The organism is Janthinobacterium agaricidamnosum NBRC 102515 = DSM 9628 (assembly GCF_000723165.1).
Lineage (GTDB): Bacteria > Pseudomonadota > Gammaproteobacteria > Burkholderiales > Burkholderiaceae_D > Janthinobacterium > Janthinobacterium agaricidamnosum.
On the sequence record NZ_HG322949.1, the window covers coordinates 2,435,469 to 2,456,337 of the forward strand.

General features: G+C 62.8%; 17 protein-coding genes. 5 read left to right on the forward strand and 12 right to left on the reverse strand.

The window, feature by feature from the left end; all coding sequences use genetic code 11:
• Positions 1-21: 21 nt before the first annotated feature.
• From GJA_RS10440 to wrbA, 6 genes are read right to left on the reverse strand one after another with little or no spacing between them, the layout of a single operon-like run.
• Positions 22-1,113 (reverse strand): lipocalin-like domain-containing protein, encoded by a 1,092-nt coding sequence (locus GJA_RS10440; RefSeq protein ID WP_038491818.1) that lies wholly within the window; start codon positions 1,111-1,113, stop codon positions 22-24.
• Complete coding sequence (locus GJA_RS10445; protein ID WP_051780619.1) at positions 1,113-3,704, reverse strand: FtsX-like permease family protein; 2,592 nt, start codon at positions 3,702-3,704, stop codon at positions 1,113-1,115. Before GJA_RS10445 ends, GJA_RS10440 begins: the two co-directional genes overlap by 1 nt.
• Positions 3,692-4,126 (reverse strand): DUF4124 domain-containing protein, encoded by a 435-nt coding sequence (locus tag GJA_RS27785; protein WP_051780620.1) that lies wholly within the window; start codon positions 4,124-4,126, stop codon positions 3,692-3,694. Before GJA_RS27785 ends, GJA_RS10445 begins: the two co-directional genes overlap by 13 nt.
• Positions 4,123-5,538: an FAD-binding oxidoreductase gene (locus GJA_RS10455; RefSeq protein ID WP_038491821.1), complete on the reverse strand. Its 1,416-nt coding sequence runs from the start codon at positions 5,536-5,538 to the stop codon at positions 4,123-4,125. Before GJA_RS10455 ends, GJA_RS27785 begins: the two co-directional genes overlap by 4 nt.
• A complete protein-coding gene (locus GJA_RS10460) occupies positions 5,535-5,939 on the reverse strand; it encodes a DUF2069 domain-containing protein (RefSeq protein WP_038491824.1) in 405 nt (134 codons plus the stop codon). The genes GJA_RS10455 and GJA_RS10460 overlap by 4 nt, the downstream gene beginning before the upstream one ends.
• 13 nt (positions 5,940-5,952) lie before the next feature.
• A complete protein-coding gene (gene wrbA / locus GJA_RS10465) occupies positions 5,953-6,561 on the reverse strand; it encodes an NAD(P)H:quinone oxidoreductase (RefSeq protein ID WP_038491827.1) in 609 nt (202 codons plus the stop codon).
• Between the two features lie 67 nt (positions 6,562-6,628).
• Here wrbA and GJA_RS10470 point away from each other — a divergent pair, with 67 nt between their 5' ends.
• Complete coding sequence (locus GJA_RS10470) at positions 6,629-8,005, forward strand: YihY family inner membrane protein (RefSeq protein ID WP_038499405.1); 1,377 nt, start codon at positions 6,629-6,631, stop codon at positions 8,003-8,005.
• A 3-nt stretch (positions 8,006-8,008) separates the two neighbouring features.
• On the opposite strand, the gene GJA_RS10475 is transcribed toward GJA_RS10470, so the two are convergent.
• Both GJA_RS10475 and GJA_RS10480 read right to left on the reverse strand, forming a co-directional pair.
• Positions 8,009-8,815: an alpha/beta fold hydrolase gene (locus GJA_RS10475; protein ID WP_038491830.1), complete on the reverse strand. Its 807-nt coding sequence runs from the start codon at positions 8,813-8,815 to the stop codon at positions 8,009-8,011.
• A gap of 1 nt (position 8,816) precedes the next feature.
• Entirely contained in the window at positions 8,817-10,127 is a 1,311-nt protein-coding gene (locus tag GJA_RS10480) for an O-acetylhomoserine aminocarboxypropyltransferase (RefSeq protein WP_038491833.1), read from the reverse strand.
• A gap of 205 nt (positions 10,128-10,332) precedes the next feature.
• Here GJA_RS10480 and GJA_RS10485 point away from each other — a divergent pair, with 205 nt between their 5' ends.
• Positions 10,333-10,953, forward strand: a complete 621-nt coding sequence (locus GJA_RS10485; protein WP_051780622.1) for a 2OG-Fe(II) oxygenase — start codon at positions 10,333-10,335, stop codon at positions 10,951-10,953.
• 9 nt (positions 10,954-10,962) lie between these two features.
• On the opposite strand, the gene GJA_RS10490 is transcribed toward GJA_RS10485, so the two are convergent.
• Positions 10,963-11,463 carry a VOC family protein gene (locus tag GJA_RS10490; protein WP_242404657.1) on the reverse strand — a complete coding sequence of 167 codons (501 nt, stop codon included), beginning with the start codon at positions 11,461-11,463 and terminating at the stop codon, positions 10,963-10,965.
• Between the two features lie 216 nt (positions 11,464-11,679).
• Between GJA_RS10490 and GJA_RS10495 the strand changes: the two genes are divergently transcribed.
• On the forward strand, positions 11,680-12,138 hold the full coding sequence (locus tag GJA_RS10495; RefSeq protein WP_038491839.1) for a CBS domain-containing protein: 459 nt from the start codon (positions 11,680-11,682) through the stop codon (positions 12,136-12,138).
• Positions 12,139-12,469: 331 nt separating this feature from the next.
• Positions 12,470-13,798: an acetamidase/formamidase family protein gene (locus tag GJA_RS10500; protein ID WP_144241479.1), complete on the forward strand. Its 1,329-nt coding sequence runs from the start codon at positions 12,470-12,472 to the stop codon at positions 13,796-13,798.
• Between the two features lie 44 nt (positions 13,799-13,842).
• On the opposite strand, the gene GJA_RS10505 is transcribed toward GJA_RS10500, so the two are convergent.
• Positions 13,843-16,095 carry an EAL domain-containing response regulator gene (locus GJA_RS10505; protein ID WP_038491842.1) on the reverse strand — a complete coding sequence of 751 codons (2,253 nt, stop codon included), beginning with the start codon at positions 16,093-16,095 and terminating at the stop codon, positions 13,843-13,845.
• Between the two features lie 293 nt (positions 16,096-16,388).
• Between GJA_RS10505 and aroC the strand changes: the two genes are divergently transcribed.
• Positions 16,389-17,480, forward strand: a complete 1,092-nt coding sequence (gene aroC, locus GJA_RS10510; RefSeq protein WP_038491845.1) for a chorismate synthase — start codon at positions 16,389-16,391, stop codon at positions 17,478-17,480.
• A 22-nt stretch (positions 17,481-17,502) separates the two neighbouring features.
• Here aroC and GJA_RS10515 read toward each other — a convergent pair whose 3' ends face one another.
• Together GJA_RS10515 and GJA_RS10520 are read right to left on the reverse strand one after the other, a co-directional pair.
• Positions 17,503-18,999: an HDOD domain-containing protein gene (locus GJA_RS10515; protein ID WP_038491848.1), complete on the reverse strand. Its 1,497-nt coding sequence runs from the start codon at positions 18,997-18,999 to the stop codon at positions 17,503-17,505.
• Entirely contained in the window at positions 18,996-20,663 is a 1,668-nt protein-coding gene (locus GJA_RS10520) for a putative bifunctional diguanylate cyclase/phosphodiesterase (RefSeq protein ID WP_242404509.1), read from the reverse strand. Before GJA_RS10520 ends, GJA_RS10515 begins: the two co-directional genes overlap by 4 nt.
• Between the last annotated feature and the right edge of the window lie 206 nt (positions 20,664-20,869).

A 20,869-nucleotide genomic window follows, 5' to 3' on the forward strand; every position in this document is an offset into this window, starting at 1 on the left:
AATAAAAGTACATAAAACGTCTTACAACTTCATCGGCCGGTGGTAGCCGGTCAATTCCAGGTAGGCGCGGCCGGCGGGTTGGCCGTCGCGGCTGACCTTGACCGCACCTTCCCAGTACACCGCGCCGGTCGAACGGCGCGAATCGAGCTCCTGGTCCGGCTGCAATGGCGTGACGAGCCAGGTGGTGCCGCCAGTGACGATTTGCGTGGCGACCGGATACTCGGTGCTGGTGCGCGGCGAACGCCACAGCGTTTGCGGCGTAAAGGTGACCTGTTCCGGCGCGTATTGCGTAACCTTGCCCGCGGCGTCGCGCCAGCTCGCGTGCGCCCATAGTTTAGCACCTGTCTTGCTGCGGATCTGGAATGCCATCAGCGCGCCGCCGTCGTCCAGGTTGGCGCCGATCCAGTTCCAGCCGCTGGCGTCGGCATCGAGCACCTGGCTGGACCATTCGTGATCGAGCCAGGCGGTGCCGCTGACGCTGACTGTTTCCGGCTTGCCGCCGTTGCGGACTGGACGCGTCAGCGTGCCGCTGGCTTGCAACTGCGGCTGGCTGTAATAATAACTGGCCTGTTGCGGGCGCGGCCCCTTGCGCGAATAGCCGCCGGCGCCTTGCAGCAGCACCGGCTGGGCAGGGGACAAGCGCAGCTCCAGGCTGAAATCCTGCGCCTTGACGCTGACCTGGTACGCGCCGTCCGGACCGCGCTTCATGCTCCAGTCCTGCAATTTGACATCGGTGTCGCCGACTTTGGCGTAGGCCAGCCCGAACCCTTCGCGCGCGCTTTTCTGGTCGTGCAGCAGCTTGCCGACGGCCGGATCGGACAGCGCCGCGTGGCCGACGATCAATTGCCTGGGCGCGAAGGCGCTCGGATTGGCGTTATCGGCGCCGGTCGCGCTGCGGAAGAACGTCACCTGGAAACCGAGCGGCTTGCCGTCCGCCGTCGCCAGCCAGCCGGTGGCGTACCACCATTCGGTTTTATAGGCGGGATGGGCGCCGAAGTCGCGCGGCATGGACAGTGTCTGGCCGGCCGGCAGCGGCGTGACCGGCGCAAAGGCGGGCGGAGCGGCCAATGCCGCTTGCGCCAGCGCCAGCAAAAGCATCCCTATGAGTCGCATCACCAGTCCTCCCGCACCGCGCGGATAGGCCCGCCGGACAGCGCCTGCCGTCCCGAGACCAGCGCCGTCAGCGCCGCGGCGAGCAGCAGCGCCGCCGCGACGATGCCGATCAGCGGCCATGGCATATGCAGTTGCATGGTCCAGTGGAACGATTGCGGGTTGACGATGAACACCAGCACCAGGCTGATCACCAGGCCCAGCGCAAAACCGGTGGCGATGCCGAGCGCCGTCAGCGCCGCGCCTTCCAGCCCGAGGATGGCGAGGATTTGCGCGCGCGTCACGCCGATATGGCGCAGCATGCCGAATTCCCTGGCGCGCGCCAGCGTTTGCGCCGAAAACGTCGCCGCCACGCCGAACAGGCCGATCATGATGGCGATCGCTTCCAGCAGGTAGGTGACGGCAAAGCTGCGGTCGAAGATTTTCAGGCTCAAGGCGCGGATGTCGGACGGGGCGGAAATCTCCAAGGTGGCGCCGAAGGGCAGTTTTTTCAAGCGCTCCTGCACATCGGCCAGTCTGGCGTCCTTGGCCAGCCACAGCGCGACGTTGCCGATGTCGTTGTCGCCGGTCAGCTTGCGGTAATCGTCGAGGCGTATCAGCACCGAACCGGTCGAGCGGGCGTAATCGCGCCACACGCCGGCGATGAAGAATGGGTGCAGCGCGCCGTTCAGCGGCAATTGCATGCCGGCGCCCGGTTTCAAACGGTATAAGTCGGCCGCCGCTTCCGAGACCCACACCGGCATGGTATTGGCCGGCGGCGGCAGCGAGGGGCCGGCCAGCACCACCGATTTGCCTGGATCGCCGAGGTCGACCGGGCGCGCCAGCAGCGCCACATTGGGCCGGTCCGGCGCCAGCGAGATCGAGCGCACGCGCAGGAATTCGGCGCGGACCACGCCGGGCAGCGCCAGCAGCGCCGCCTGTTCGTCGCGGTTCAAGCCGCTGGCGGTGCCGGCCGCCGCGCTTTGCGCATACAGGTCGGCCGGCAGGATTTGCAGCAGCCAGTCGTCGACCGAGACGCGGAAACTCGACACCATGATCGCCATCGCCACCATCAGGCTGAAGCTCGACAGCACGCCGCCCAGCGCGATGCCGGCCTGGCCGGACGCATTCGCCAGCCGCGCCAGCGTCAGGCTGAGCACCGGCGAGCTGGCGTTGCGGCCGCTGGCCAGCCAAACCCGGTTCAGGAATCGGAACACCAGCGACGCCAGCAGCGGCATCAGCGCGATCGCGCCGATCAGCAGCAGCGCGATCGCCAGGTAGCCGAACAGCGGCAATTCGAATACCGGCGGCAGGCGGGTCGCCAGTCCGGCCAGCAGCAAACAGAGCAGCGCCGGCCAGCTGCGCGACAGCTTGCGCATCACCGCTTCTTCGGTACCGGACTTGAGCGCCACGGCGGGCGCGGCGCGCGCCGCTTCCCAGGCCGGCGCGGCGCAGCCAAGCAGCGCCACCCCCAGGCCGAGGCTGAAATACACCAGCGCGGCGACTGGCGTGAATTGCACTTGCGGCTGCACGCCTGAAAAATAACCGGCGCCGAGGTCGCCGCCAAAAAAATGCAGCGCCAACGCGGCCATCGCATAACCGGCGGCCACGCCGAGCGCGGCGCCAATCACGCCGAGGCTGGCCCCTTCCAGCAAGATCTGGCGCAGCAACTGGCCGCGGCGCATGCCCAGCACGCGCAGCAGCGCAAACTGGCTGCGGCGCCGTATCACCGACAGCGCCTGCGTCGAAAACACCAGGAAGGCGCCGGTGAACAGCGCCACCAGCGCCAGCACCGTCAGGTTGACGCGGTAGGCGCGGCTCAGGTTGTCGTTACGGCGCTCCTGGTTCTGGTCGTTCGGCTGGCTGACCTGGAAGCGGCCTGGAAAATCGCGTTCCAGTTCGCTGGCCAGGCGGGCCTGGAAGGCGTCGCGGTTGATCCCGTCTTGCAGCTTCAGGTCGATGCGCGACAGTTTGCCGAGCTGCTTGAAACGCCATTGCGCGGCGCCCAGGTCCATCACGGCGATGCGCTGGCCGACGCGGCTGCGCTGCAGCGAACCGGCGATGCGCAGTGCGGGCGTGCCGGCGCCGGCTTGCAGGACCAGTTGGTCGCCGGTGTTCAGATTGAGCCAGGTCAGCGCGGCCGGCGACAGGAAGATCGCGTCGTCGGCCAGCGTGTCGAACAGTTTGTCTTCGGCCGGCGCGCCGATCAGGTCAGGGGAGATCAAGCCGGCGCGAAAGACGTCCAGGCCGATGATTTTCAGCGCATCGCGGCGGCCCGGCAAGCCCGCGCCCAGTTCCAGCAGCGGCGAGGCGACGGCCACGCCCTGGCGCTGCGCCAGCCACGGGTAAATCGTTTCGTCGAACAGCGCCTCGCGCCCGGCCACCTGGATATCGGCGCTGCCGGACAGGTTCTTGACGGCGCTGGAAAATTCGTTGAAGGCGGCCGCATTGATCAGATGGATCGCAAAGCCGAGCGACACGCCGACCGCGATGGCAATGATCGCGACCAGCGCCCGTACCGGGTGCGCGCGCCATTCGCCCAGCAGCAGCCAGCGCGCCAGCTTGACGATGCCAGCGCTGCTGCCGATAGGGCTGTCGCGCTTCAAGCCGGACATTCCAGCGCCAGTTTCTCGGCGCCGCGCCGTGCTTTTTGGCGCAGGCTCTCCTGATCCTTGCCGGCGGCTTTGGCCACGTCTTCGCGGGCCCATTGCTGTTCCAGCTGCATGCTCGCGCAGCGTTTGCGCTGTGCCTGTGAAACGCCGCTGATGCGCTCCATTTCGGCGTTGGCGGCTTTATCTTGTTGCGCGCGCTCCCCGGCGAGCTGCTTCAGCACGCGCTGCTGGCGCAGCATGATGCTATTGTCCGGCTTGTCCGGGGCGCTCGGCACGTCCAGCACAGCGGACTTGCCGCCGGCGCAAGGCAGGTCGCTGAAAGTGGTCTTGCCATCGGCGGCCGTGCATCGGTAGACGGTTTGCGCCTGTGCCGCGGCGCTGGCGGCGATGCCGAGCAGGCATAAAATAACAGGCAGGAAGGTCACAGGATTTTCCCCGGATTCATGATGCCGAGCGGGTCGAGCGCCTGTTTGACGGCGCGCATCAGCTGCAATTCCAGCGCCGATTTGTAATGCGCCAGGTCGGCTTTTTTCAGCGCGCCGATGCCGTGTTCGGCTGAAATCGAGCCGCCGAACGCATCGACGCTGTCGTGCACCACGCGGTTGATGGCCTCCTGATTGCCGAGGAAATCGCGGTCGCGCATGCCGTCCGGCGGCGCCACGTTGTAATGCAGGTTGCCGTCGCCCAGGTGGCCGAAACACACCATCTGCGAACCGGGGAAGGCCTCGGCCAGTTGTTGATCCGTGACGGCGATGAAGTCGGCGATGCAGGAAATCGGCAGCGAGATATCGTGCTTGATATTCTTGCCGGCCGCCGCCTGCGCTAGCGGTATGTGTTCGCGCAATTGCCACAAGCCGTCCGATTGCGCCACCGAACTGGCGACCACCGCGTCTTCGATGATGTCTCCTTCCAGCGCCGCGCCGATACTGCTTTCCAGCAATTCGATCGCATGCGCCTCTGACTGGCTGCTCGATAATTCCAGCAGCACATATTGTGCGTACGGCGTGGCGAATGGCCGCGGCAGTTGCGGGTAGTGTTTTGCCACCAACTCCAGGCAAAATTGCGACATCAATTCAAAACCGGTCAGGCTGGCGCCGCAATGGTCTTGCATCAAGGTCAGCAATTGCAGCGCGTGGGCCGGCGACGGCAGCGCCGCCAATGCCGTGATGCACGCCTTCGGCTGCGGATACAGTTTCAGCACCGCGCCGGTGATGATGCCCAGCGTGCCTTCGGCGCCGATATACAGGTCGCGCAAGTCGTAGCCGGTATTGTCCTTGCGCAAGCCGCGCAAGCCGCTCCAGATCTCGCCTTGCGGCGTGACCACTTCCAGGCCCAGGCACAGTTCGCGGGTATTGCCGTAACGCAGTACGGCGGTGCCGCCGGCATTGGTCGACAAATTGCCGCCGATGGTGCAACTGCCTTCGGCGGCCAGCGACAGCGGGAACAAACAACCGGCCGCCGCCGCCGCTTCCTGGATATGTTGCAAGATGCAGCCGGCATCGACGGTGACGGTGCGGTTGACCGGGTCGAGCCGCCGTATCGCATTCAGGCGGGCCAGCGACAGCACCACGGCGGTGCCGGCCGCGTCGGGAATGCTGCCCAGCACCAGGCCGGTATTGCCGCCTTGCGGCACCAGCGGCACTTGCCACTGCGCACAGGCCCGCACCACCGCCGCCACTTGTCCGACTGATGCCGGGCGCAGCACCGCCAGCGCCTTGCCGGTGAAACGGTCGCGCCAGTCGGTCAGGAAGGGCGCCATGTCGGCGGCGCTGGTCAAGACATGGGGCTCGCCCAGCGCCGCGCGGCAGGCGGCAAGAAAGGATGCGGTATCGCTCATTTGGTGATGGTCGCCTTGTTGATTTTATCGAGTAATTCCTTGGCCATGCGCTTGGCGGCTTTCTTATACGGACGCAGGTACAGCAGGGCGCAGATAAAATAGATGCACACCAGAATGGTTTCACCCCAGGCCATGAAGGCCGATTTGCTGCTGGTGTCGCTGTAGGCGCGCACCACGCCTTCGGTGAAATAGAGCAAGATCACCATCGACGACCATTGCAGCGTGTACACGTCGCGCTTGATCACGCCGACCAGCGGGATCAGCAGCGGCGCCGCTTTCAGCGCCACCCAGGAACCGCCCGGATGCAGCGGCGCGACGACGATTTCCCACAACAGGCACCAGACGATCAGGATGAGCAGGCTGCCCATGGCGCCCCAGTGGAAATATTTGTGCATAGTCATTTCTGCATAGTCATCAGGTGCTGCGTAATTTGACGGCGGTTTCCGCCAGGCGCCGGCCCAGCGCGACGGCGAGGCGTTTTTCATCGTCGCTGAGCGGCTTGTCGCCGTCGATGCCGGCCCAGTGGCTGGCGCCGTAAGGCGTGCCGCCGCTGGAGGTGGTCATCAGCTCGGGGTGGGTGTACGGCAGGCCGAGTACCATCATGCCGTGGTGGAATAAGGGTATCATCATCGATAGCAGCGTCGATTCCTGTCCGCCGTGCAAGCTGCCGGTGGCGGTAAACACGGCGGCCGGCTTGCCGGCCAGCGTGCCGGCCAGCCACTGGCTGGCGGTGCCGTCCCAAAAGTATTTCATCGCCGACGCCATATTGCCGAAGCGGGTAGGCGAGCCCAGCGCCAAGCCGGCGCAGTCTTGCAAGTCGTCCAGTTCGACGTAGGGCGCGCCGGCGGCCGGCACTTCGGACTCGGTGGCTTCGGCCACGCTCGATACCGACGGCACGGTGCGCAGCCGCGCATCGCAGCCGGGCACGCTGTCTATGCCTTGCGCGATCAGCTCGGCGAGTTTGCGGGTGGCGCCATGGCGCGAATAAAACAAAACGAGAATAATCAGATTAGCTTGGTTCATCATTGATATTATAGGGCGCTTTACAGGGCGGCACGACGCTGCTTTTACGCCAGACCGTTTGGATTACATGTTTTCAAAAAATATACAGCCATTTATTAAATACATTTTACGAAACTGCAAACTGGGAATTTCCGCATTGCGCGGCCTGTCATGGCCGCAAGTGCGCGATCTGATCCAGTTTGCACGTCGCCGCGTGCGCGAAGAAAGCTTGCCGCAAGTGGCAGGCAGCCTGACTTTTGCCACGGTATTTGCGCTGGTGCCATTATTAACGCTGGCACTGGCGATTTTCACCACTTTCCCATTATTTGATACATTTCGCCAGGCGCTGGAACAATATTTTATCCAAAGCGTCATGCCTAAAGGGATATCCAATACCATCCTCGGTTATCTGACCACCTTTGCCTCGAAGGCGACGCGCTTGTCGGCGGTTGGCGCGGTGGCGCTGATTTTTACGTCGGTGACGATGATGGGCCTGATCGAACGGGTCTTCAACCAGATCTGGCGCGTGCGCAAGCAGCGCCGCTGGACCAGGCGCATGCTGGTGTACTGGGCCATCGTCACGCTGGGACCGTTGCTGGTCGGTATTTCGCTGACCGTCACGTCGCAAGTGTTCCTCGCCACTAGCGGCCTGGTCGGCCCGCTGCCGCTGCTGGGCGCGGTGTTTTACACGCTGGTGTCGGTGACGCTGACGATGGGCGCGTTCACCTTGCTGTACATGGCCGTGCCGAACCGCGATGTCGACTGGCATGACGCGGCGTGGGGCGGGCTGGTGGCGGCGATCGCGTTTGAAATCGCCAAGCGCGGTTTCGGGATATTCATCCAGCAATTTCCCACTTATTCGCGGATTTATGGCGCATTGGCGGCCTTGCCGCTGTTCCTGGTGTGGATATACCTGAGCTGGATGATCACGCTGGTCGGCGCCCTGATCGTCGCCGCGTTGCCGGTGGTGAAATACGAGCGCTGGTGGTACGAGGCGGCGCCGGGCAGCGAATTTGTCGACGCCATCGCCATATTAAAAGTGTTGCACACGGCTTGCCATTGCGGCGATAGCGCGCTGGTCAGTTCCGGCGCGATACGCGACAGCACCCGGCTGGGCTTCGAGGAAATGGGCATGCTGCTGGAAAAGATGGTGGCCCAGGGCTGGGTCGGCCGCGTCAATGTCGACGGGCCGGTGCGGGTGCAGTGGGGCAAGCGTATCAGCGACGGTTCCGATCACTGGGTGATGCTGGGCAATATGAACCGCATCACGCTGGCCGACGTCTACCGTTTATTCGTATTTGGCGGCATGCCGGTGAATGCCGGTTATCCGGCCGGCTCGACCGACGAGCGCGACCTGATCGCCAGCCAGGAAGCGGCCCGGCTGGCCGGACAAGTCGAAACGGCCGTCGAGCAGGGCTTGGGACAAACCCTGGCGCAGCATTTTGGCGCAGTGCGCTGCGCCTGATTTTTACTGTCCGACGGCAAACCCGTACAGCGTATCGAGCACGCTATCCGGCTGTTCCGCCATCATCGCATGGCCGCTGTCGAGCATCACCACTGTGCCGTGGCTGATGGTGGAGGTCAGTAACTGGCTCGATCTGGGCGGCGTCATCATATCGTATTGGCCGAGCATGAACAGCGTCGGGCATTGCGCCGCCCTGGCCGCCGCCTGACCGCCCGTGTAAGCGTTGCAGGCGCACAAGTCGGTATGCAGCACATTATCCGGGTTGATGTGCGCGATGCGCTGCTGCAAGCGCCGCGCGCCGCCCATCGTGTAAAAGCCGGGACCCGGGAACGCCGGCTTTTGCGCGATCGACGCATGCGACCAGATGGTGATCATGTCGATCGCGCCCGGTTCATCGGTCTTTGCCGCGTCCAGCAAGGCATCGGACACGCGCATCGGATAAGCCGCCCCCAGCAGCGCCAGGCGGCTGACCCGTTGCGGCGCGACCAGCGATGCCTGCAGCGCGATCAGCGCGCCCATGCTGTGGCCGACCAGCAGCGCCTGCTCGATACCGGCCGCATCCAGCAAGGCCAGCAGCCAGACCGCCAATGCCTCGACGCTGGTCTTGGCCGCCCCCTTGCTGCGGCCATGACCCGGCAAGTCGGGCGCCAGCACATTCCAGCCGTGATGGGCGAAATAGCGGGTTTGCAAGGCCCACACCGAATGGTCGTTTTGCGCGCCGTGGAGGAAGACGGCGCTCGGCTGGGCCGGATCAAACGGTTTGCCGCCGCTATAGCAATAGGCGTCCACGCCTTCTACCTGATACAGCATGTCACGCCCCTTTCTGCGACAGTTTCAAGGCGCGCGCCAGATCGTCGATCAAGTCGTCCGCATCTTCCAGGCCGACCGACAGGCGCATCGTGCCTTCTGTAATGCCGGCGGCGGCCAATTGTTCGCCGGGCACCCGGAAATGGGTGGTCGAGGCCGGATGGATCACCAGCGACTTGGCGTCGCCGACATTGGCCAGGTGCGAGAAAATGTTCAAGCTATCGACAAAACGCCGGCCCGCCGCGCGGTCGCCGTGGATGTTGAACGAAAACACCGCGCCGCAACCTTTCGGCAACAGCGTCTGGGCCAGTGCGTAATCCGGATGCGATTCCAGTTCCGGATACGATACGGACGCCACCGCCGGGTTGGACAGCAGGAATTGCACCACCTTGCGCGTGTTGGCCACGTGGCGGTCCATGCGCAAGCCCAGCGTTTCGATGCCTTGCAGGATGGCAAAAGCGTTGTGGGGACTCATCGCGGCGCCGAAATCGCGCAAGCCTTCGCGCCGCGCGCGCAGCGCAAACGGCGCCACCGTCGACTCCTCGGCGAACACCATGCCATGGAAACCGTCGTACGGTTCGCACAATTCGGCAAAACGGCCGGTCTTGTCGTACGCCGCCTGCCAGTCGAACGTGCCGCCGTCGACCAGCAAACCACCGATCGCGGTGCCGTGGCCGCACAGGAACTTGGTGGCCGAGTGGTACACCAGGTCGGCGCCATGCTCGAACGGCCGCAACAGATACGGCGTGGTGAAGGTCGAGTCGAGCAGCAGCGGCAGATGGTGTTGATGCGCGATGGCGGCCACTTGCGGGATATTGAGCACATCCAGTCCGGGATTGCCGAGGGTTTCGGCGAACAGCACCTTGGTGTTCGGCCGGATCGCCGCCTGCCATGCATCGAGGTCGCGCGGATCGACGAAGGTGGTCGCTATGCCGAAGCGCTTCAAGGTGTAGGCGAGCAGGTTTTGCGAACCGCCGTACAGGGCGCGCGACGCGACGATGTGCGAACTGGCGCCGGCGATGGTGCTCAAACCCAGGTGCAGCGCGGCTTGCCCGCTGGCGGTGGCGATGCCGGCCACGCCGCCTTCGAGCGCGGCGATGCGTTCTTCCAGCACCGCGTTGGTCGGATTCGAGAGACGCGTATAAACGTGGCCGGCGCGCTCCAGATTGAATAGCGACGCCGCGTGGTCGGAATCCTTGAAGGCGAACGACGATGTGAAATACAGCGGCGTGGCGCGCGCGCCGGTGGCTGGATCGGGCGCCGCGCCGGCATGCAGCGACAAGGTGTCAAAACCGGGATATTTCGGACCGCTCATTGCTGTCTCCGCCAAATTGTCATCGTGGCAAATGCTACCGTGATTCGGGTCGTAACAGAAGAGTATTGGCGAGTATTGCCGCGCTTATCGTCGCGATCATCGTTGGAGGTGCTATGATGGTTGGTCAGCGATATCAGCAAGCGGTGAAATCCTGGGCTTTTGACGATCTGTCGTTATGTACGTCCACCAGGAAAGAAGTGCCGCCATGCCCCCATTATCCTCCGACGCCATCGGCGCCGCGCTGACGCTGGCGCTGACCGACGGCTTGACCGCACATGGCTGGTCGCAACAAAATTTTTTCCTGCCCGACGATTTGACACTGGAACTGGCCGCGCAATGCCGCCTATTGCAGCGCGCTGGCGGCTTGACACCGGCGGCGGTGGGCCGTGGCGCGGCGCGGGCAGTGCAAGCCGGCATCCGCGGCGACAGCATACAGTGGCTCACGGCAGGTCAGTCGGCGGCCTGCGACCGTTACCTGCTCTTGATGGAAAGCTTGCGGCTGGCGCTGAACCGGACGCTGTTCCTCGGCCTGGACGACTACGAAAGCCATTTCGCGTGGTATGCGCCGGGCGCGTTTTACGCCCGCCACCTGGACCGTTTCCGCGACGATAACAAGCGCACCGTGTCGGTGGTGATTTACCTGAATCCCGATTGGCAAGCGGGGCAGGGCGGCGCCTTGCGCCTGTTTCCCGCAGGCGCAAGCGCACTCGACATTGCGCCGCAAGGCAGCCGCATGGTGCTGTTCCTGTCGGCCGACATGGCGCACGAAGTGTTGCCGGCCACGCGCGACCGGCTATCTTTGGCTGGCTGGTTCCGGCGCCGCTAACACTGCGCTTTAACCGTTAAAGGCGCGCCGCAACGCGGCGATATCGAGCTTCTTCATCCGCATCATCGCCGTCATCGCGCGCCCGGCCTTGACCGTATCGGGATCGGTCATGATCTCGATCAGCGCTGTCGGCACGATTTGCCATGACACGCCGAACTGGTCCTTGAGCCAGCCGCACTGCTTGGCGTTCTGGTCGCCGCCCTCGGACAGCTTGTCCCAGTAATGGTCGACTTCTTGCTGCGAATCGCAACTGACCTGGAAGGAAATGGCTTCGCTGAATGTGAACAGCGGGCCACCGTTCAGGCCGCTGAATCGCTGGCCGTCGAGTTCGAACACCACCAGCATCACGCTGCCGGGCTGCTGGCCATGCTGTTCACGGCCGGCTTCGGTATAGCGTGACACCTGAGTGATTTTCGAATTGGGGAAAATGCCGGTATAAAAGTTGGCCGCCTGTTCCGCATTGCCGTCGAACCACAGGCACGGACTGATTTTCTGTACGCTGCGCATGATGTTTCTCCTGGTCTAGACTTTCTTGACGGGGAAGGACAGCGCTCATGCTGCCACCGAATCGGCCGGGCGGCAAGGGCGATTCGATTGCGCCGCTGGCGGCCGCAAGTGCTGGATTTGATGTCGCACAAGACTGGATTTTTCGCCGGGCATAGGCTACATTCACCACTAAGGCTTACAATAACTAAAAAACCCATTCACGCGGACAGGACGGCCAAAATGAAAGTATCCGAAATTCTCCAAGTTAAAGGTAATATCCTTTACACAGTCACGCCCGACCATCCGCTGCTCGACGCGGCCAACACGATGGCGGAAAAAGACATCGGTTCGCTGGTGGTCATGGAATATGGCGACCTGGTCGGCATGCTGACGTTCCGCGAAGTGATCAAGGCCTTGCATGCGCACCAGGGCTCGGTGGCTGGCGCCGGCACCGTGCGCAAGCATATGGATGACCATCCGATCACCGTGACTCCCGATACCGAAGTCAATGAAGTGCGCCGCATCATGCTGGAAAAACATGCACGCTACTTGCCGGTGATGAATGCCAAGACCTTGCTGGGCATTATCTCGTTTTACGACGTGGCGCGCGCCGTGCTGGAAGCGCAAAGCTTTGAAAACAAAATGCTCAAGGCGTATATCCGTGACTGGCCGGCTGAAGCGTCGGAAGCGACGGATTAAGCAAACGCATATTTTATCTGTTTCATCAAAAACGCCGGTATCAACCGGCGTTTTTTATTTCTGATGAATAATCATTCATCAGGAAGATGTAATTTTATTAATAACATCTAATAAAATACCCGGGGCCGCAACCAGCGCTGACTGCGAATTCCTTGCAGCGCATCCGGTGCTGCTCCGTATAAATCAATTTCATTTTCCAGGCACTACCCGGCCTGAGCCGAGTGCCGTCGCCATGGCGCAATTATCGTCATCAGCTTTTTCTAGTGTTTTTATATCGCATATGATATGATCGGAACCGATGTAAATAACCGACTGAAAGCGAGCGCCTACCATGACCATGATTTCTAACGATGTCCCTGCAGCAGCTGTTTCCGTGCTCAGGGTCGATACCTACACCACCGGCCTGATCGGTCCAAGCCAAACCATGCTGGGGCCGCTGGCCGATGGCGGAACCTTGATTACGGGAACGCCGCCGGGTTGCTGGGGGCCGATGATCACGCCTGCCTTCCAGGGCGGCCATGAAGTGACGCAACCGGTCGCGATCGCCGGGGCCGAAGTCGGCGACGCCGTGGCGCTGAAAATTACCCGCATGCGTGTCACGTCGGCGGCGACCTCGTCCGGCGTGATGAAATTTGTCGATGGCCGCTATCACGGCGATCCTTTCGTATCGAAATTCTGCCCGGCATGCGGCACCGAGCATCCGGCCAGCCATGTCGAAGGAATCGGGGAGGAGGCGATCCGCTGCACGCATTGCAATGCCGAGGTGAGCGCCTTCCGCTTCAGCCACGGCTATGTCATCGTGTTTGACCAGGCCAATCAAGTGAGTCTTACCGTCAATCAGCAGGTCGCCGATACCCTTGCCGGCAAGGCATCCGCGATGTCGGCGCTGCCGGAATTTTCCGCCCAGCACTCCATCCTGTCGCTGGCGCGCGCCGACATCCCGGGCGTCGCCGCGCATATGCGGCCGTTCCTGGGAAACATCGGCACCACGCCGTCGCGCGATTTGCCGGACTCGCATAACTGCGCCGATTTCGGCCAGTACCTGGTCGGTGCGCCGCACCGCTATGGCATGACGGAAGACGAACTGCATCGGGCCAAGACCGATGGCCACATGGATACCAATTCCGTGCGCGAAGGGTGCATCCTGATTTGTCCGGTGAAGGTGCCCGGCGCGGGGGTGTATATGGGCGATATGCATGCGCAGCAGGGCAACGGCGAAATTGCCGGGCATGCCAGCGACGTTTCCGGCGAAACCGAAGTGCGCGTGGAAGTCATCAAGCACTTGGCCATCGATGGTCCTATCCTGCTGCAAAACCTGGATGATCTGCCGCCGATGGCCCGGCCGATGACGGCGCAGCAGCGCGCCGCAGTGAAGGAGCTGGGGCAGCGCTGGGGCCAGCACGAAATCGAGGCCAGCGGACCATTGACCTTCATCGGTAGTGGCCTCAACTTGAACGCGGCCACCGAAAACGGCTTGCGGCGCGCCGCGGCGGCCACCGGCCTGCCTTACGACGAGGTACTCAACCGTGCCACAATCAACGGCTCGATTGACATCAGCCGGCTGCCAGGCACGGTGCGCGTCACCTTCCTGTGTCCGATGCCTATCCTGGACCGGATGGGCATCGGCCACCTGGTGCGGGAGAAATACAATCTGGAATAAGGCCGGAGTCTTTCCGTTTTGTCAGGCGCTCTGAGCCGTACCCGCTATGGCCGGGCTTCGTTGCCCAGCCATGCATGCAGCGCGCCGGCGGTCATCGGGCGGGCGAATAAAAAGCCTTGCGCCAGCGGGCAGCCCAGCGATTGCAGGATCTGCGCCTGGCGTTCGTCTTCGACGCCTTCGGCAATGATCGACAGGCCCAGGTTGCGGCCCAGCTGTATCACCATTTCGGCGATGCTGCTGCCGCGCGCCGAGCCGGTGATTTCGGTGACGAAGGCGCGGTCGATCTTGAGCCGGTCGACTTGCAGCCGTTGCAGGTAAGACAGCGATGAAAAGCCGGTGCCGAAATCATCGATGGCGATGCTGACGCCGGTTTGCTTGATTTGCCACAGCATCTTGATCAGCAAGTCCGGTTCTTCCATCGCCATCGATTCGGTGATTTCCAGTTCGATGAATTGCGGCGGCGCCTGGGTTTCTTCCAGCGCGCCGCGCAGCATTTCCAGGAACATCGGATGGCGAAATTGCACCTGAGACACGTTGACCGACATCACGAAATCCTGGTGGCCGCGTTCGCGCAGCGTGACCAGCTCGCGGCAGGCGGTGCGCAAGACCCACTCGCCGAGGTCGATGATCAGGCCGGAATATTCGGCGATCGGTATAAAACGGTCCGGCGAAATGAATGTGCCGTCCGGCGTTTGCCAGCGCAGCAGCGCTTCGGCGCCGACCGGGCGGCGCGTGTCGAGGTCGATTTGCGGTTGGTAGACGACGAACAGCTGGTCTTGCCTGAAGGCGGTGCGCAGCGCGTGCATCATGCGCACCCGTTCGCGGATTTCGATGCCCATGCTGCGCGAAAAATAGAAATGGCCGGCGCGCTGCTGCATCTTGGCGCGCTTCAAGGCGATGTCGGCGTCTTTCAGCGCATCGGCGCCGCAGCCTTCGTGTTCGCCCAGGCGCAGCAAGCCCAGCGTGGCACTCAGCAGCACGTCCTGGCCGTCGATGCTGAACGGCTTCTGGAACAGCGCCAGGATCAGCTGCGGATTGACCTGGCTGGCGTCGCCCAGCACGCCGAAGATGTCGCCGCCCAGGCGCGCCACGGTCAGTTGTCGGCCCAGCTCGCTTTGCAGCCGCTGGCCGACGGCGACCAGCAGCAAGTCGCCGAATTTGTGCCCCAGCGCATCGTTGGTTTCGGCAAAGTGGTCCAGGTCGACCAGCGACAGCGTGGTGTCGTCGCGCGCCGGTCCGGCCAGCGTGGCATCGAGGATTTCCACCAGCCGGGTGCGGTTCGGCAATTTCGATAATTGGTCGTAGAACGCCGCATGCTGCAGGTGGGTCAGCAGTTCGACATTGTCGAGGCCGACTGCGACATTGCCGCAAAATACTTCCAGCAAGCGCTGGCCGATATCGCTGACCGGCCGCTGCAACGGCACATAGGCGGCGAAGTCGCGGCTGGCCTTGCCGGCGAAGAACAGGGTGGCGTAGTCGGGGTGGTAGCTATTGCGCCGCTGGGCCAGCGTGGCGGTTATCGCGGCGGCCATGTGCGGGTCGTCGTTGCCATTGATGTGGCGCTGGCCGATATCGGCAAAGCGGCCGGCGGCCGCGCTGACCAGCAATTCGTTGTATTTGCCGGCGGAACCATCGCGCACGCACAGGAGGCCGTCGGCCTTGATGCCCAGCAAGCCGGCGATCTGGACCAGCACGCCGGCCGAGAAATTCTGCACGCCGTGCAGCGCCATCAATTCGGTGCTGGCGTGAACGATCTGGTCCAGGCCGCGGCGGCTGCTGTTGATCGAACGAATTTGCTCGTAGGAACGAATTGCCGCCGTCACGGTGGTGAACAGCTTGATGCGCGTCAATTCGGACTTGGTTTTATAGTCGTTGATGTCGAAATCGCGGATTGCGTCGATTTCAGGCGCGTAACCCGGCTGGCCGGTGCGCAGGATGATGCGCACGTCGGCCAGCTTCAGCGTTTCGCGGATGTAGCGCACCAGGTGCAGGCCGGCATCGTCCTGTTCCATCACCACGTCGAGCAGGATCACGGCAATGTCTGTTTCTTGTTGCAGCAGTTCGCGGGCTTGCGCCGCGGAATAGGCATGCACGAATTCCAGCGGGCGCTGCTGCATGTCGAGGTTGCCCAGCGCAAAGGTCGTGGTCGAGTGCACGTCTTCGTCGTCGTCGATGATCATCACCCGCCAGACATGGCGCGTGGCCGGCGCTGGCGAGGTGGCAGTGGGCTCTTCCAGGAACACCAAGTCGTCGTGATCGTCCTTGCTGTGCTCAACAGAGGTGATCGGTGCGGGCATGTGTCGCTTCTCCAGTATGGATCGGTGTTCTTGTATGAAGTATATAGCTATTTAACAAGGACAACTCAGATTAGATATTTCCGACGTTTTGCTGCCACGCAGCTGTTTCGTGCTTGACATGGTTGCTTGGTAGTTTAATGTAAAAATATTATTTCTTATGTTCCGTTGACATGATGATCGCCAATCCGGGCAGTGGTGTTTTTGGCGTGTCCGCTGAAATTACCTGGCGATAGCGGCATGCGCGGTGCGGTTGGCTGGTAGAATTATCCGTTTCAGCCTCTCTCGCTCTCATTATGTCCGGCAACTCATTTGGCAAGCTGTTTACTGTTACTACCTTTGGCGAATCGCATGGTCCCGCGATTGGCTGCGTGATCGATGGCTGTCCTCCCGGCTTGCTGTTGTCGGAAGCCGATATCCAGCCTGAGCTGGACCGCCGCAAACCGGGCACGTCGCGCCACGTCACCCAGCGCCAGGAATCGGATACCGTCGAAATCCTGTCCGGCGTGTACCAGGGCGTCACCACCGGCACGCCGATCGCCTTGCTGATCCGCAACGAAGACCAGCGCAGCAAGGATTACGGCAATATCGCCGAAAGCTTCCGTCCCGGCCACGCAGATTACACCTACTGGCATAAATACGGCGTGCGCGATCCGCGCGGCGGCGGCCGTTCGTCGGCCCGCTTGACGGCGCCGGTGGTCGGCGCGGCGGCCATCGCCAAGAAATGGCTGTTGCAGCAGTACGGCACGGTGTTCAGGGGATGCATGAGCCAGCTGGGCGACATCCCGGTGCCGTTCGAGTCGTGGGAGCATGTGCATGGCAATCCGTTCTTCGCCGCCAGCAGCGATAGCGCCTTGATCTTGCGCATGGAACAGGCGATGGACCAGCTGCGCCGCGACGGCGATTCGATCGGCGCACGCATCGACGTGGTCGCGCACAATGTGCCGGTCGGCCTGGGCCAGCCGATCTACGACAAGCTGGACGCCGATATCGCCTACGCGATGATGGGCATCAATGCGGTCAAGGGCGTCGAGATCGGCGCCGGGTTCAACTCGGTGGCGCAAAAGGGCTCCGAGCATGGCGATGAATTGACGCCGGAGGGATTTGTCGGCAATCACTCGGGCGGCATGCTGGGCGGCATTTCAACCGGCCAGGACATTACCGTATCGATCGCCATCAAACCAACCTCGTCGATCCGCACGCCGCGCCGTTCGATCGACAAGGAAGGCAATCCGGTGATGGTGGAAACCTTCGGCCGCCACGATCCGTGCGTCGGCATTCGCGCCACGCCGATCGCCGAAGCGATGCTGGCGCTGGTGCTGATCGACCATGCATTGATGCACCGCGCGCAGTGCGGCGACGTGCGGGTGAACACGCCGAAGTTGTAATCCGGCTTCGGTGATATCGCCTTTACGCGACCTTATGCGCCACCAGCTCCAGCTGGTGGCGCATTTCCACCGATTGCACCAGCAGCGCGCGGATATCGTTGATCAGGCCGAATTCGGTCTGGTTCAGCTGGATAGCCGGGAAGCTGTCGTCCCAGTCGCCATAAATAAACCCGGTAGGGTGGCCGTTCGACGACAGCGGCACGATGACGAAGCTGCGCGCTTCGGGCAGCGTGGCTTTCCACCATTGCGGCAGCTTGGCCGCGAATTTCGGGTCGCGCGCATTGTCGATGAAGATCACCCGGTCGCTATTGAGCGCGGCGTGAAATACATTCGGTTCATAAGCATCGCCAAACACCATCAGCGGCTGCATTTGCTGCATCGCTTCGCCCAGGCTGAGGCGGGCTGAATACGTGCGTTCCTTGTGGTTGCGCACGAACGCCACCGAGCGCGAGAAATCGAAACCCTGGTGCAGCGTTTCCAGCGCCATCGACACCATTTGTCCCGGACTGGCGCTGCTGATCGCGCCGCGCAGGTCGGCCAGGCCGCTGACCAGGATGCGGTTGCCCTCGGCCCGCAGGCGGGTGCTGGCCAGCGCCTTGGCGCGCCGTTCGGCCGGCTTCGACAGCGGCGCGATCGACAGGTCGGCCGCCGCCATCGACTTGGCTTTTTCGACCGCCTCGAACAGGCCGTCCGGCGCTATGCCCAGCATGTCGGAATAATTGTCCACCAGCGCGCGCACTTCGGCCGCGCCGTCGGCGGCGTCGTGCCACAGCAAATCGGCGCAGCGCGCCGCCATCGTGCACAGGCCCGCCATCCAGTCGGCCCGGCTGACCGGCTCGCCCGGCGCGCTCGGCGCCACCGGGCGCATGCCGTTGATCAGGTGCTGCGGCAAGCCCCAGTGCGCCGCCGTCGCGTAGCCGACTTCTTCCAGGCTCAGGCCCAGCACTTCGGCCGCCGCCGCCGGCTCGTTGCCGATACCGGCCTGCGTTTGCATGCGGGCCCAGAAGTCGGTCATGTAAAAGGTCACCATCATGCGGCCCAGCGTGTGCAGCATCGAACAGACCACCGCCTGCTCGGCGTTCAGGCTCCTGGCGCTGGTCGCCACTTGCTGCGCGACCATGCCGGCCAGCACGGCTTTTTCCATTTCGACGTGGGCGCTGACCGAGTCCGGCGTCGCGTGCGACAATTCCTCGATCAGTTTCAAGCCCAGCGCCAGATGGCCGATGGCGTCGATGCCGAGCACCAGTACGGCTTTCGAGACGGTGTTGACGCGCTGGCCAAACGCCGAATACATGCCGCTGTTGGCCAGGCGCAGCACTTTGTGCGTCAAGACCGGGTCCGACAGCACGGTCTTGGTCATGTCGAATTCGTGGTCGTCCTCACCGCGCATGGCGCTCAGGATGGCGCCGATGGCTTTCGCGAAGCCCGGCATGTCGCCTTGCTGGCGGGTGCGCGACCATAACAGTTCGAGGGTGTTCCGGCCCAGGTGGGTGGATGGCGTGAAGGTGCCTGGAGTCATGGATTCCCCGTTCGCAGTTCCGCCGGCACCATCGCCGCGTAGGTTTTCTCGGTCAATGCCGCCAGTGCCGCGTGGGCCGGCATCGGCTTGCCGGTCAGGAAGCCCTGGATGTATTGGCAGCCGCGCGATTCGAGGAAGTGCAACTGCTCTTCGGTTTCGACGCCTTCGGCCACCACCGACAAGTTCAAGTGTTTTGCCAGGTCCAGCACGGTATTGCAGATCGCCGCGTCTTTCAGCGCGGCCGGCAAATCCTTGATGAACGTGCGGTCGATTTTCAGCACCGAAATCGGGAAACGTTTTAAATAGGCCAGCGAGGAATAACCCGTGCCGAAATCGTCGATGGCGATGCGGGCCTTGCGCCCGGCCATTTTTGTCAGGATCGTTTCGGCATGCACTGGATCGATCATCAGCGTGCCTTCTGTAATTTCTAAAACCAATTGCTCACCAAGTAGGCCGGAAAACGCGATGGCATCGTCGAGAATATCGAGGAATTTGTCGTTGCGGAATTGTCTTGGGCTGATATTAACAGAGATGTAAAGCGGCCGTTTGGCAACTTCCTCGAACTGCTTGAGCTGTACGCAAGCCGCTTTCAGCGCCCACGCGCCCAAGAGATTAATCAAGCCGTTGGCTTCGGCGATCGGGATGAAGCGCACCGGCGGCACCATGCCGAGGGTAGGGTGTTTCCAGCGCATCAGCGTTTCAAACCCCTGGATCTGGCGCGTGCGGGCGTCGACGATCGGCTGGTAATACAATAGGAACTCGCCTTCGCGGACGGCCTGGAACATTGCCGCTTCCAGCGAAATATCGTGTTCCGACGGGCCGTTCAGGCGCGGGCTGTAGACCAGGCAGCGCGCCTTGCCGGTTTCCTTGGCGCGCGACATGGCGGCGTCGGCCAGCGCGACCAGGCGCACTTCGTCTTCCGCGTGCTGCGGATAGACCGACACGCCGACCGAGGCGCCGATGTAGATCGTATGGCCGTCGACTTCGAACGGCGCTTGCAGCGTGGCCAGCAGGCGGCCGGTGACCAGCTTGATCTGGGCGTCGGTGGAGCTGCCGGGCAGCACCGCGACAAATTCATCGCCGCCGATGCGCGCCAGCGTGTCGCTGTCGCGCAGGGTCTTGCGCAAACGCGCCGCGGCCATGCGCAGCACCGAATCGCCGACCGGATGGCCGAGGCCGTCGTTGACTTTCTTGAAGCCGTCCAGGCCGATGGTGGCGACCGCGAAACCCTGGCCGGAACGGCTGGCCTGGGCGATCACCATGCGGATCCGGTCCGACAGCAGCAGGCGGTTCGGCAAGCCGGTCAACGCATCGTGGGTGGCCATGTGGCGCAGCCGCTCTTCGGTATTGTGCTGGGCCGACGTGTCGCGCCCGACCACCAGCAATTGCTGCTGGCCGGTCTGGCTCAGGTACGGCGAAATGCGTAATTCGAACCAGATTTCCTGGTCCGGCGTGCGCAGCTTGACCTCCAGCCGGGCCGGTTCCCGGGTGGCGTCTTGTAACGCGGCCTTTAATGCCACTTGGCAGCTTTCACTGGCCAGCGACAGGAACGGCGCGCCGGGCAAGCCATGCGCCGGCGCGGCCAGCATCGCGCTGCGCTTGCTGGCAAACAGGATTTGTCCGTCAGCGTCTAGCCGGAACACAACATCGCCAGCCTCTTCCATGAGGTTATCCAGCTCTTGGCGTGGTTCGCGGTGGGCAGCCGATGGGGTACTGGAAAACATGATGCTGGGTTAAACCTTTAATTTATTTCATGCCACAATTTCTACAAAAATCGTAGGCCGGGTTATTTTCTTTATATCGGCGCAGATGTGTCGGGCCAAATCAAGACGAAATGTATCATTGAACAGGGAACAATTACATGAAATAT

Coding starts and splice junctions, on each gene's coding strand:
- GJA_RS10495 (WP_038491839.1), top strand. CDS start 11,680: ATGAAAGTATCCGAAATTCTCCAAGTTAAAGGTAATATCCTTTACACA.
- GJA_RS10505 (WP_038491842.1), bottom strand. CDS start 16,095: ATGCCCGCACCGATCACCTCTGTTGAGCACAGCAAGGACGATCACGAC.
- GJA_RS10445 (WP_051780619.1), bottom strand. CDS start 3,704: ATGTCCGGCTTGAAGCGCGACAGCCCTATCGGCAGCAGCGCTGGCATC.
- wrbA (WP_038491827.1), bottom strand. CDS start 6,561: ATGAACCAAGCTAATCTGATTATTCTCGTTTTGTTTTATTCGCGCCAT.
- GJA_RS10485 (WP_051780622.1), top strand. CDS start 10,333: ATGCCCCCATTATCCTCCGACGCCATCGGCGCCGCGCTGACGCTGGCG.
- GJA_RS10460 (WP_038491824.1), bottom strand. CDS start 5,939: ATGACTATGCACAAATATTTCCACTGGGGCGCCATGGGCAGCCTGCTC.
- GJA_RS10515 (WP_038491848.1), bottom strand. CDS start 18,999: ATGACTCCAGGCACCTTCACGCCATCCACCCACCTGGGCCGGAACACC.
- GJA_RS10470 (WP_038499405.1), top strand. CDS start 6,629: ATGTTTTCAAAAAATATACAGCCATTTATTAAATACATTTTACGAAAC.
- GJA_RS10455 (WP_038491821.1), bottom strand. CDS start 5,538: ATGAGCGATACCGCATCCTTTCTTGCCGCCTGCCGCGCGGCGCTGGGC.
- GJA_RS10520 (WP_242404509.1), bottom strand. CDS start 20,663: ATGGAAGAGGCTGGCGATGTTGTGTTCCGGCTAGACGCTGACGGACAA.
- GJA_RS10475 (WP_038491830.1), bottom strand. CDS start 8,815: ATGCTGTATCAGGTAGAAGGCGTGGACGCCTATTGCTATAGCGGCGGC.
- GJA_RS10500 (WP_144241479.1), top strand. CDS start 12,470: ATGACCATGATTTCTAACGATGTCCCTGCAGCAGCTGTTTCCGTGCTC.
- aroC (WP_038491845.1), top strand. CDS start 16,389: ATGTCCGGCAACTCATTTGGCAAGCTGTTTACTGTTACTACCTTTGGC.
- GJA_RS10480 (WP_038491833.1), bottom strand. CDS start 10,127: ATGAGCGGTCCGAAATATCCCGGTTTTGACACCTTGTCGCTGCATGCC.
- GJA_RS10440 (WP_038491818.1), bottom strand. CDS start 1,113: ATGCGACTCATAGGGATGCTTTTGCTGGCGCTGGCGCAAGCGGCATTG.